Below are 11,646 nucleotides of genomic sequence, written 5' to 3'. Positions count from 1 at the left end.
CGCAGCGAGTTAGAAGCGGTGCAGAATCGGGACCCGCGGCGCGATCACGTAGTTCAGCTGGACCAGGAAGATTAGCCAGATGCTCACCCAGGTCGGAAAGATGAGGCAGGTGGCCGTAGCGATCGCATACAGCGACTGGGCGATCAAGATGCGGCCGCGCATGAGTGGGGTCACGTCGGGCATTTCCGTCTCCTTGAACAGGCCCGCTCGGAGCCCATATTGGAGTCCGGCGAGGAGCGTCATGCCAAGGAGCACGATGTTCAGCCAGTACGCTACGAGCGCCACACGAAAGGTTGGGAAGCGCGCCAACAACGCCGTCGAGAAGGGCACGAGGGTCACGGCGAAAAGAAAGAAAAGCTGCAGCCACGAGTAGTTGCGATTACTCCGCGCCAGCTGATTGAGCTGCGTGCCCTGGCCAACCCAGAAGATGCCCAGCGTCATGAAGCTCAAGGCGTACACGAGGACATTCGGCCCAAGCCCGAGCAGCGCGTGCCAGAGCTCGCCCTCGGTTCTGGCGGCGCTCAGTGCCGGCACTGACAAACCTAGCACGAGCAGGGTCATGCCAACCGAGAAAACGCCGTCCGAAATTCCGGCGATGCGGTCGACGTTCGTGCCTGCGAACTCGTTAAAGCGGCGCCCGCTCCCCGGAAACAGATTCACTCGGTAAGAATGACAGAGGCCGTTGCCTACCTCGCGGGCGGCGAGTTTATTGCAAACGGCGAACGGCAGGCGGTATCAGGCCGAGTCCTGGGCCCGTTTGATGCCAGCCAGGATGAGATCGAGCCCGTACTCGAATTCGTCGCCGTAGATGTAGCCCGGCTTCATGGCGCGGTCGACGGCCATCTCGGCCAGGAGGGGATACTCGCCGGGCCGGAACCCCTCGATGATGTTTTCTGCGACCTCGGCCACGTCGCCTGGCTTTCGGAACGGCAACGTCGACTCTGTCAGCGTGAAGCCATAGATGTAGCTGTCCAGGATCGAGTATGCGTGAGCGGCCATGTCGACCGAGAAGCCCGCTCCCCGGAGACTTCCAAGCACCGCGTTGTGATGTCGTAAGTTCGCGGGACCGGGTGTGGTCCGCGATTCCATCAGGCCGTTTGCCCAGGGGTGGCGCAGGAGAACCTGGCGGACTGAGATCGCCCGCTTTCGCATGGCAGTCCGCCAGTCAGTTTCGCTGGCAGGCAGATCGATTTCGCTGAAAACGACATCGACCATCCCGTCCAGCATGTCCTCCTTGTTGCGGACATGGTTGTAAAGGGACATCGCCTGAACCCCGAGTTTGCCGCCGAGGTTGCGCATGCTGAGCGATTCGATGCCGTCTCGATCGGCGACCCTGATGGCGGCCCGCAGCACCCGGTCCCGGGTCAAGGCCGGGCGCCGCTTTGCGGCTCGTTTCGCTGGTGTGGCCATCCTGGTCCCTTTGCTGTTTCTCATTCTACAGCGTAAGCCCTTGCAAACTTACGCCGTACGTGGTAAGCTAACGTTCGCAAGCTTACGGTGTAAGCAAACCAGCCCGTCAGGGCAACAAGGAAGTGGGAACCATGATTTCGACGGATTCACCGAGGCGTTTAGCGAGAATCGCCGGCGTCCTCTACCTGCTCGTCGGCATCTTCGGCGGCTTTGCCCAGGGCTTCGTGTACCCGAAGGTGTACGCCGCCGGCGATGCGGCGACCACGGCAGCGAACCTGATCGCGAATTCCGGACTGGTACGGATGGGCGTCGTCGCCGACCTGCTGGACAACTCGGTCTGGGTTTTTCTCGCGTTGATCCTCTACCTGCTCATCAAGCAGGTGAACAAGAGGGTGGCGAGCGCAATGGTTCTCCTCGCCGCAATCGGAGCCGGCATCACGATGCTCAACGCCGTTTTCGAATTTGAGGCCTTGCGGGTGGCAACTGGTGCCGTGAACCTGGGGGCCTTTGGCACTACGGGTTCGAATTCCCTCGCGCTGCTCCTAGTCGACACCCAGCATTATGTGTTGCTCATCGCGCAGATCTTCTTCGGCCTCTGGCTGGTGCCGCTTGGATATCTGGCCTTGAGGTCAGGGTGGTTCCCAAAGACACTTGGAATTGGGCTCATCGTTGGGGCCGCCGGCTACCTGGTCGACACGCTCGCCGCGCTCCTCCTGCCCGATGTTGGCAAAGCGATTCACGGCTACGTCACGATCCCGTCGGCAATCGCGGAAATCTGGATGGTCGGATATCTGCTCGTGATTGGCGTGAAGACCAAAAAGTCGCCCGAGCGCATTCCCGTCGCGGCGTAACCCATTCAATCACCAAGGAAATCAGATCATGAACCCGAACAGAAGGACCGCCGTACTGGTGGGAGCCCTATTTCTCGTCGCGACCGCGACATTCATTGCCAGCAATTCGCTGATCACCCCGCCCCTCGCCTCCCATAACATCCTGGCCGCCATCGCCGACCACAGACAGCTCATGATCGCGGCGACGCTGATCGGGGTGATCGAGGGCGTGGTCACCGTCGGAATCGCGCTCGCACTCTATCCGATCCTGAAACTGCAGCATCCGGCGCTGGCTCTCGGCTACACGGGCATGAGGATCGCGGAACTCGCCGTGGCCGCGGTCGGGTTTGGCCTCGGCGGTCTCTTGCTGGTGACCCTTAGTGGAACGCCCGCAAACGGAGGGAATAGTGAGACGCTCAGCACCATTCTCGTAGCGCTGCGTCACTGGACGCTGATGCTCGTCTACGTCTACACCGCCACCGGCGGCTTCATGCTGAGCTACATGCTGCTCAGGACCAGGCTCGTTCCCCGTGGGCTGTCGGTGCTCGGTCTCATCGGTTACCCGGCCTTGCTGCTGGCCGCGGTTTTTGACATGCTCGGCGTTGTCGACACAGTGGGTGGCGCGGGACTGGTCGGGCTCGTTCCGGGAGGCCTGTTCGAACTCCTCCTGCCGATCTGGCTGATCGCTAGGGGATTCAACTTGACCGCAATTGAAAGACTTCGCGTCGCGCGCGTAGCCGGTTAAGTTCCGACTACGCGAAACCGGCTAGCACCTACATATATAGGTGGAGCGGCGAGTCCCGGGGCCGGCAGCCGATGTACCAATGTGGAGGCTCGGTCCCGCCCGGCCCGCTGGCGCCAGGGCGTGGTGAGGGCGTCGGATGCGGCGCGCCGCTGGGCGAGCCCGCCCGTGCTTCCGCCGCGACTGTGGGCGCATCGCCACCAAATACTGCGACTGGTCCTCTGGGCGAATATCCCGCCGGTCGGCGTCCTCGTCTTGCTTCACGGTCAGGACCTAAGAAGCTTCCGCCTGGTGGGGCTGGTCGCCGCTCTGGCGGTGCTCGCGACATTGATCCGCGGCACCCGATTGCTTCGCGCCACCGTCGTGTCGGTCGGCTTGATGGCTTGCGCGGGCCTCGCGGCCTATGCGTCAACCGGACCACAGCGATTCGCCTATTTCGTTGTCATGACGGCCTCCATCGCGCTCTACCGAAGCTGGCCGGTGCTGGCGGTCGCATGCGTGCTTGGAATCGGGGAGGAGCTCGTACTCGGGAGCCCTGGGCTCGCCGCGGTTGGCGCCCTATTCATGCTGATTGTTGGATCTGGCGGGTTGATCGCCTGGTCCATGGACGTCCGCCGGTACCCGCTTGAAGAGGGTCCTGATGAAACCCAGGCAGCAAATCGACTTCGCCGAGCCATCCATCAGGGGGAGCTCGTCCTGCATTACCAGCCGAAGTTTGATTTACGGACACGGCGCATCGTTGGGGTCGAGGCACTCGTTCGTTGGTCGCCCCCAGGCCAGAAGCTGATGTTCCCAGATGCTTTCATCGGCGTGGCCGAGCGCGCGGGCATCATGAAGCCGCTAACGTTCGCGGTCCTCGACCTCGCGCTGCGACAGTTTCGGGAGTGGGATGACCGTGGTCTGACCCTGCCCATGGCGATCAATCTCACTGCGTCGATCCTCGATGACGACGACTTTCCGCTCCAATTGGGGGCGGCACTCGAGGCCGGGTTCGTATCGTCTGCTGGGATAGCGCTTGAGCTCACCGAGTCGGTCGTGATGGCGAAGCCCGACCGGACGCAGCACATCCTCAAGCGGCTGAGCGCGATGGGATTTCAGCTCGCCATCGACGACTTCGGGACCGGCTATTCCTCCCTCGCCTATCTAGGCCGATTGCCAGTCGACGAAATCAAGATCGACCGTTCCTTCGTCATGAAAATGAGCACCAGCGAAGGGGATCGCACCATCGTGCAGGCCAGCATCGATCTTGCCCACAAGTTCGGGAAACGGGTCGTCGCCGAAGGCGTCGAAGACACGACCACCCTCCGCCTCCTCGAGCAGATGGGCTGCGACCAGGCGCAGGGATATCTCATCAGCCGGCCGCTCTCCGCCGCGCATCTCGCAGGGTGGCTCGAGAACTGGGTGCCGCCGGCACTCCTGGCAGCCTAGACATTAGCGGCGGGTGGGCGAGATGAGCGAAGCGGCTCACCTCGCTCCGCTCTTCTTAATTGGCGGGCTGCACTCGCTCGACCACGATGCTGCAGTCGGTCACCAGCGCCGCGATGGCGCCAACCGCCGCCAGCCAAGGAGCGAGAACGGCGCCGGCCACCCCGACCCTCAGGGGTAGTTCGACGATCGTGTGGTCACCCTGCTTGATGCTGATCCGGCGGACATTTCCTTCCTTCAGCAGGTGGACAAGTCGTCTGATGAAAAGGGCGGCGCTGCGAGCGCCGCCCGTTCTTGATTGCGCGGACCTGCTAGCGGGCCCCGGCCGCGACCAGTTCCTTCTTCACCGCTTGCGGCACGACAGCGTCCCGCTTCAAGGTGACTTTGAGCGCGCCGGTTGCCGCCGCCGCCGCAAAGACATCGTAAGCTGCTACCGCATCACTCATCGCGAAGCGATGGGTCACGAACACGGTCGGATCCAGGCGTCCGCCCTTGATCAAGTTCAGCAGCCGCGGAATGGTGTAGCTGTCGACCAGGCCGGTTGTGATGGTGACGTCTCGAATCCAAAGCTTCTCCAGGTGGAGCGTTGCCGGATGTCCGTGCACGCCGACGTTCGCCACGTGGCCTCCTGGCTTGACCAGGTCGGCGCACAGTTCGAAGGTGGCCGGGGTGCCGACCGCCTCGATCGCGACATCGACGCCAAGACTGTCAGTCATGGCCATCACCTGCGCGACCGTATCGCCGGTGGTGTTGTTGATCGTGACATCCGCGCCGAATTCTCGGGCTTTCTTGAGCCGCGTGTCGGCAAGATCGATGGCAATGATCTTTCCGGGTGAGAAGAGTCGGGCGGTCAGGATGACCGCAAGGCCGATTGGGCCCGCACCGACCACGGCGATCGTATCGCCGGGTGATACCTTGCCGTTCAGCACGCCGACTTCGAACGAGGTCGGCAAAATATCGGAAAGGAACAGGACCTGCTCATCGGTCAGGCCCGCGGGGATCTTGTAGACGGACGTATCCGCGAACGGGACGCGAACGTAGTCGGCCTGTGTCCCGTCGATCGTGTGTCCGAAGATCCATCCCCCGCCGCCGGTGCATGCGCCGTAACGCCCCTGCTTGCAGTACGCGCAGCGGCCGCAGGAGCTGATGCATGACAGCAGCACGTGATCGCCGATCTGCACCGTGGTAACGGCCGATCCGACCTCCACGATAGTCCCGACGGCCTCATGCCCCAGGATCGTGCCGCGCTTGGTCTCGGGGACGTCTCCCTTCAAGATATGCAGGTCCGTGCCGCAGATGGTCGTTAAATCGATGCTGACGATCGCATCCGTCGGCTGTTGAATCGCAGGGTCGGGAACCTTGTCCCAACTCTTTTTTCCGGGTCCGTGATACACGAGAGCGTTCATAGAAATTGCCTCCTTATGGCTAATCAGTCGATGCTGTTGAGATGGCGGATGTAGGAGAAAAAGCAGAGGGGGATCAGGCCGAGCAGTGCCAGCACTCCCAACGCCGGCACCAGGGCCGTCGATGCGAGAAGAGAAGTCGTGATCATGGTTTTCATCCGAGCGGTTGCATATGCCGGACGAGATAGGCAGCGGCCTCGGCGCGGCGCGCCACCTCCAGCTTGGCGAGAATGCTCGACACGTAGTTCTTGACGGTCTTCTCGGCGAGTTTCAAGTCGGTGCCGATCTGCCGGTTGGTCTTGCCGGCCGCGACCTCGCCGAGGATCCGCTCCTCACGAGCCGAGAGCCGAGCAAGCCGCTCATCCCCGAGGAGATGCTTGCCCTTCCGAAGGCGGTCGAGAACGCCTTTGGTGACCGTGGGATCGAGGAGGTTCTGGCCGGCGCCGACGGCGCGAATGGCCCGCACCAGGTCACCACCAAGTACCTGCTTGAGGACATATCCGGAAGCCCCAGCCATGATCGAAGCGAACAGCGCCTCGTCATCGGCAAAGGTAGTCAGCATTAGCACGTGAGTGTTGGGAAAGCGGGCGCGGATCTCCCGGGTGGCGTCGATCCCGCTCCCGTCAGGAAGCCGGATATCCATCACCACGACGTCGGGTCGTGCCCACTCAGCCCGCTCAATGGCCTCTCGCACTCCTCCCGCCTCGCCCGCGATGGTTAGGCCTTCTTCTTCCGCCAACAGGGCCTTGATCCCGTCGCGAACAACCTCGTGGTCGTCGACGATCATGATCCGCAGCGGTATAAGCGTGTGGGGGCCGACATGGGCCTGCATAACGAACTCATATTGGCCTGCGAGGGCGATTCCAATCAGGGCCCAACGTCCCGAGATGAGCGGGACGTTAGAGACGCTAGATGGGAACCGCGAACTGAACCGTCGTGCCCTCTGCTGCCCTGCTTTCGACCGTTATCCGCCCGCCGATCGCTAGCGCACGGTCGTTGAGGTTGCGCAGCCCCAGGCCGGTGTGCGGCGCCGCCACGTCGAACCCCTGTCCGTCGTCGTCGATTTCGAGGACGGCCTGGTCGCCGTCTCGACGCAGACTGACCCGGCAGGTCGTCGCCTGCGCGTGCCTGCCAACGTTGGACAGCGCCTCGCGCGTGAGCTGCACGAGGTCGGCCGCACGCGGCGCGAGCTCCGCCGCCACCGTTCCGTCGATGTCGGTCACCGTGGTGACGCCGCTCTTCTCTTCAAAGTCTCGGGCCAGGTCCTCGAGAGCCTGCTCCAGCTGACGATCAGCGAGGATTCCCGGGCGAAGCCCGAAGATGTAATTGCGCAGGTCACGAATCGCCCGGTCGATCTCGGTAACCGCCGACTCGATTCGCGATTCCACCTCGGGATCGCGGCTGCGGACCGCTGTTGCCTGCAGGCCCATCCCTACCGAGAACAGTGACTGGATGACGCCGTCGTGGAGCTCGCGCCCGATCCGTTCGCGCTCGTCGAGCACGCTGAGGCGGTTCAACTCGTCCTGGGCCCGACCATACTCGAGCGCCACCGAAGCCTGGTCGGCGAACGTCTCGACGAGCCCGATGGCCTCCTCGTCAAAGGCGGCCGCGCCGACGGGGTTGGCCACGGTCAATGTGCCGAATGGCCGGCCTCGAAGGACGAGCGGGACGAGCACCATCGGGCCCATGTTCCCGAGGGCGATCATCGGCTGGTAGGCCCGACCGTCCCTGGAAGCATCCGCGAGCACCTCCGGCCGGCCGCTCCGGATGACGTCTCCGGAGACCGATCCCTGCGTGGGTACCGGCAACCCGATCAACGCTCCGGCATGGGCTCCGTCGGCCACTCTGATCGTCAGGGCGTCGCTTCCGCCGCCTGTCGCCGGCGTCACGATTGTTGCCGTCGCGGCGTCCACCAGCTCCCGAGCGCGGCGGACGATGATCTGCAGCACGCGATCGCCTCCCATCCCGGCGAGGATCGCCGCGCTGATTTCCCGAACGGCTTCGAGCCACTGGCCTCGCCGCCTGGTCTCCTTATAGAGCCGCGCGTTCTCGATAGCGACCCCGGCGTGGGTCGCGAGGACGAGGACCGCGGCTTCGTCGTCGGCATCGAACTCCGGCCCACCCTGCTTCTCGGTCAGGTAAATGTTGCCGAAGACCTTCCCACGCGCCATCACGGGCGCGCCCAGAAACGACCCCATCGGCGGGTGGTTGGGGGGGAAGCCGACATGGCGCGGATCGTTCGAGATGCGCTGCAGGCGCAAGGGTTTGGCATCCCTGATCAGAACGCCCAGGATCCCCTCGCCGACCGGCAGCGACCCGATTGCCTGGCGTTGCTCAGGGGTGACGCCCGTCGTGATGAAGTCCAGGAGCCGGCCGTCCGAACCGACGACTCCCAGGGCCCCGTATCGCGCGTCGGTCAGTTTGACCGCCAGCTCGATGATCCGTTGCAGCACAACATCAAGCGACAGGTCCGACGCGAGGATGAGTACGGACTCGAGCAGCTGGTCCTTTCGATCGTTGCTGGATCTCATTCAGGTATATGCACCACGGCTTGAACCCGGGCATCCTCGTCCCGACGCAACCGGGACCTTTGGCCGGTGCGTCGCCGGCCGGCGCTGCCCAGACTCATGATATGGAGTCCTTCCTGCGCTACTTCGTCGAGTTGGAGCTGCCGATGACGGAGGTCGAGACGGCCCTTGACGCGCTACCGGCGGAATGGCTCGCCGGGGTAGCCAACAAGGCCCATGCCCGATCGCTCCGCCTGATACTGGAGGCCGATCCGCTCGTGGGCGATCACCTGATGGGCGCGGTGGTGGTATTCGGTATGCAGCCAGCTATTCACCGGGGATCCACCAGCCTCCGCACCATGGCCTGGGCGCTCGTCGGGCCGCAGACGGCAAGGCCTCTTCTGGAAGCAGACCTGGAGCTCGGCTCCCTGGGTCGCGGCCGTAGTCAGCTGGCGGTCGCCGGTCGCTACTACTTGCCTGGCTCGGTTACGAACAGGCATATCGATCGGGGGACGGCGCAGCGGGTCGGTGAAGCGACCCTCAAGGTATTCGTCGACGGCCTGGCGCGCGTGGTAACAACGCGTGTTCTCGGGGGATCGCCCACTTCGGCAGTTGCCTAGCGTGCCCCGATCGGCCGCCTTGGCAACGGCATCTCTAGCCGAAGCCGCGCGTCCACGACGATGGCGCCGTGCTGGCCGACCATGACCGGATTGCAGTCGAGCTCGGCGATTTCTGCGTGTCCTTCCACCATGGCATTGACTCGGAGCATCACCTCCTCCAACGCGGCGACGTCCGCCTTAGGAGCGCCGCGATAGCCGTCCAGCAGCGGGAAGGTCTTGAGCGAACGCAGCATCTCCCGCGCGTCCAGGTCAGACAGCGGCGTGATCCGGACCGCAATGTCCTTGAGCAGTTCCGCCGTGGTGCCGCCCGCTCCGCAGGCCAGGACCGGCCCAAAGAGGCGGTCATGGACGACGCCGACCAGCATCTCGACGCCCTCGCTGATCATCGCCTGCACCTGGAACCCTGAAAGCACGTGGCCGCCCCGGGCAACTCGCATCGTCATCTCGCGGGCGGCATCCTCGATGTCGTCGACCGTCAATCCAAGGCGGACGCCCCCGGCGTCGGACTTGTGCAGCAGCGTTGGTGCCATCGCCTTGAGGGCCACCCGTCCGCCCAACTCGCCAGCGGCTTCTCGAGCCTGCAGCGGCGTCGCAGCGAAGCGCGTTGGGGCGAGTGCTATCCCATAGCAGGTGAGCAACTGCTGCGTCTCCTCTCCCGTCAGCCATCGGGCCTCGGTGGCCAGCACCGACGAGATAATCCCGGCAGCCTCGTCTGGCCGGGCGTTGGGAAAGTCGCGAACCGTTCCCTCCGGTCGATGACGCCACTCACCATAAACGGCCGACCGGGCCAGGGCGCGCGCGGCGTCTTCGGGGAACTGAAAGGAGGGGATGCTGACTTTCTTGCCCTTGAGTTCGTCGGGCACGCCCTGCGCCGACATGAAGACGCTGATGAGCGGAATGGGTCGTGGCAACGTCTCCGCCGCGTCCCGAATTGCGCGTGCAACGTCGCCCGGCTGCGTAACGAGCGGCGGAATGAAGATGACCACGATCGCGTCGATACTGTCGGACGCCGCTACCGTGCGGATCACCCGCCGGTAGTCGTCGGCCGAGGCGGCGGCGATCATGTCGATCGGATTGCGGACCGAGGCCTGGGGAGGAAGGAATTGCCGCAGTCCGGCGGTGACGTCGTCTGGAAGGGGAGGTACGACCAGGCCCTCCGCCTCGCAGGCGTCCGCGCAGAGGATGCCGGGTCCGCCCCCGTTTGTGATGACGGCGACCCGCTTTCCCGCGGGAGCCGGTTGGCTGGACATCAGGGCGGCGACGTCGAAGAGTTCGGCCAACGTATCGGTCCGGATGACGCCCGCCTGGCGGAACAGCGCATCGACGGTGGCGTCGGAGGCCGAGAGCATCGCGCCAGTGTGCGATGAGGTCGCTCGGGCACCGGCGGCGGAGCGTCCACTTTTGACAGCGATGATGGGCTTGGTCCGCGCCACGCGCCGGGCAATTCGCGCGAACTTGCGCGGATTCCCGAACGATTCGAGGTAGAGCAGCACCAGGTCGGTGTGAGGATCCGTCTCGGCGTACTGAAGTACGTCGTTGCCGGAAAGGTCGGCCTTGTTCCCGGCGGAGATGAACCACGACAAGCCGAGGCCAAGGGTCTTTGCATAGTCGATCACCGCCAGCCCCAGGGCGCCGCTCTGTGACATGAAGCCGACGCGACCGCGCGGAGGTGTCGCCGGGCCGAACGTGGCATTCATCGAAACGTCGGGCGCCGTGTTGATCACGCCCATGCAATTGGGCCCGACAAGTCGCATTCCGGCCTCACGGCACACCGCGAGCAACTCGGCCTGTCGGTTGGCACCCTCGTCGCCTGACTCGGCGAACCCGGAGGAGATCACGACGAGGCTCTTGACACCTTTCTTCGCGCATTGGCGCGCGGTCCCGACCGCGTGGATAGCGGGTACGGCAATCACGGCCAGGTCGACTGGGCCCGGGATATCGAGGACGGTCGGATACGCCACCACCGACTGGACGACGGCAGCGGAGGGATTGACGGGATAGGCCGGGCCATTGAAGCCGTTCGAGAGCAGGTTGTGGAAGAGCTCCGCGCCGATCGTCCCTCGCGTCCGCGACGCGCCGATGACGGCAACCGACCCTGGCACGAGCACATGCTCCAGTGCCGCCATCGCCGCCATCTGCTCTCGCCGCGCGAACCGCTCCACCGCCTCCGGCCGAAGAGAGGTAGGGAACTCAACGTCGATAACGCCTGCCGAGGCGTGGGTCGAAACTTTGAAGCCGCTCTCGCGGAATACCCCGATCATGCGATGGTTCTCCGAAAGGACGGAGGCATCGAACGTGGTGATGCCGACGGCGTGAGCGATCTCGGCCAGCTGGCCAAGGAGGATGGTCGAAATCCCACGGCCCTGGAATGTGTCAGCCACGGCGAACGCGACCTCCGCCCGGTCCCCCTCGCCGCGGAAATAGCCGGCCTGGGCGACGATGCTGGGTTCGGCGCCGACGAGGGCGACCAGGTTGCATCGCTCGCCGAGCTCGGAGTTCGCTGCCCGGTGAGCCGCTTCGCTCAGATTCGGCGCGCCGGAGAAAAAGCGAAAATACCGTGACTCGTCCGATAGCCCGCCGAGAAACGCGAGGATCGCCGGCTCGTCGCCAGCCCGCGTCGGCCGCACGCGAACGGTCGACCCGTCGCGCAAGACGACGTCCGTCTCCAACGCCGGCGCGCCGGCCGCGTCCGTGACCTGGCTCACAAGC

At 64.3% G+C, this 11,646-nt stretch carries 12 protein-coding genes; 4 read left to right on the top strand and 8 right to left on the bottom strand.

Features of this window, described 5'->3' with window-relative positions:
- Positions 1-9: 9 nt before the first annotated feature.
- Positions 10-660 carry a TMEM175 family protein gene (locus VHK65_01660; GenBank protein ID HVS04858.1) on the bottom strand — a complete coding sequence of 217 codons (651 nt, stop codon included), beginning with the start codon at positions 658-660 and terminating at the stop codon, positions 10-12.
- Positions 661-735: 75 nt separating this feature from the next.
- Positions 736-1,410, bottom strand: a complete 675-nt coding sequence (locus VHK65_01655; GenBank protein HVS04857.1) for a TetR/AcrR family transcriptional regulator — start codon at positions 1,408-1,410, stop codon at positions 736-738.
- Between the two features lie 131 nt (positions 1,411-1,541).
- Here VHK65_01655 and VHK65_01650 point away from each other — a divergent pair, with 131 nt between their 5' ends.
- From VHK65_01650 to VHK65_01640, 3 genes are all read left to right on the top strand, one after another.
- Entirely contained in the window at positions 1,542-2,261 is a 720-nt protein-coding gene (locus VHK65_01650) for a DUF4386 domain-containing protein (protein ID HVS04856.1), read from the top strand.
- Between the two features lie 28 nt (positions 2,262-2,289).
- Positions 2,290-2,985: a DUF4386 domain-containing protein gene (locus tag VHK65_01645; protein ID HVS04855.1), complete on the top strand. Its 696-nt coding sequence runs from the start codon at positions 2,290-2,292 to the stop codon at positions 2,983-2,985.
- Between the two features lie 123 nt (positions 2,986-3,108).
- On the top strand, positions 3,109-4,410 hold the full coding sequence (locus tag VHK65_01640) for an EAL domain-containing protein (protein ID HVS04854.1): 1,302 nt from the start codon (positions 3,109-3,111) through the stop codon (positions 4,408-4,410).
- 55 nt (positions 4,411-4,465) lie between these two features.
- Here VHK65_01640 and VHK65_01635 read toward each other — a convergent pair whose 3' ends face one another.
- The 5 genes from VHK65_01635 to VHK65_01615 all read right to left on the bottom strand — a co-directional run bounded on the left by VHK65_01635 (position 4,466) and on the right by VHK65_01615 (position 8,341).
- A complete protein-coding gene (locus VHK65_01635; protein ID HVS04853.1) occupies positions 4,466-4,669 on the bottom strand; it encodes a DUF4342 domain-containing protein in 204 nt (67 codons plus the stop codon).
- 49 nt (positions 4,670-4,718) lie between these two features.
- Positions 4,719-5,813, bottom strand: a complete 1,095-nt coding sequence (locus tag VHK65_01630; GenBank protein ID HVS04852.1) for a zinc-dependent alcohol dehydrogenase family protein — start codon at positions 5,811-5,813, stop codon at positions 4,719-4,721.
- 23 nt (positions 5,814-5,836) lie between these two features.
- Positions 5,837-5,959: a hypothetical protein gene (locus VHK65_01625; protein ID HVS04851.1), complete on the bottom strand. Its 123-nt coding sequence runs from the start codon at positions 5,957-5,959 to the stop codon at positions 5,837-5,839.
- Between the two features lie 5 nt (positions 5,960-5,964).
- Positions 5,965-6,642, bottom strand: coding sequence for a response regulator transcription factor (locus VHK65_01620; protein ID HVS04850.1), 678 nt, complete (start codon positions 6,640-6,642; stop codon positions 5,965-5,967).
- Between the two features lie 76 nt (positions 6,643-6,718).
- Positions 6,719-8,341, bottom strand: coding sequence for a GAF domain-containing protein (locus VHK65_01615; GenBank protein HVS04849.1), 1,623 nt, complete (start codon positions 8,339-8,341; stop codon positions 6,719-6,721).
- A gap of 101 nt (positions 8,342-8,442) precedes the next feature.
- Here VHK65_01615 and VHK65_01610 point away from each other — a divergent pair, with 101 nt between their 5' ends.
- A complete protein-coding gene (locus VHK65_01610; protein ID HVS04848.1) occupies positions 8,443-8,937 on the top strand; it encodes a hypothetical protein in 495 nt (164 codons plus the stop codon).
- Here VHK65_01610 and VHK65_01605 read toward each other — a convergent pair.
- Complete coding sequence (locus VHK65_01605) at positions 8,934-11,642, bottom strand: GNAT family N-acetyltransferase (GenBank protein HVS04847.1); 2,709 nt, start codon at positions 11,640-11,642, stop codon at positions 8,934-8,936. The two genes, VHK65_01610 and VHK65_01605, sit on opposite strands and share 4 nt — an antisense overlap.
- Positions 11,643-11,646: the final 4 nt, after the last annotated feature.

It is taken from the genome of Candidatus Dormiibacterota bacterium (genome assembly GCA_035544955.1).
In the GTDB taxonomy this organism is placed as follows: domain Bacteria; phylum Chloroflexota; class Dormibacteria; order CF-121; family CF-121; genus CF-13.
This window is presented reverse-complemented; position numbering and strand designations above follow the sequence as displayed.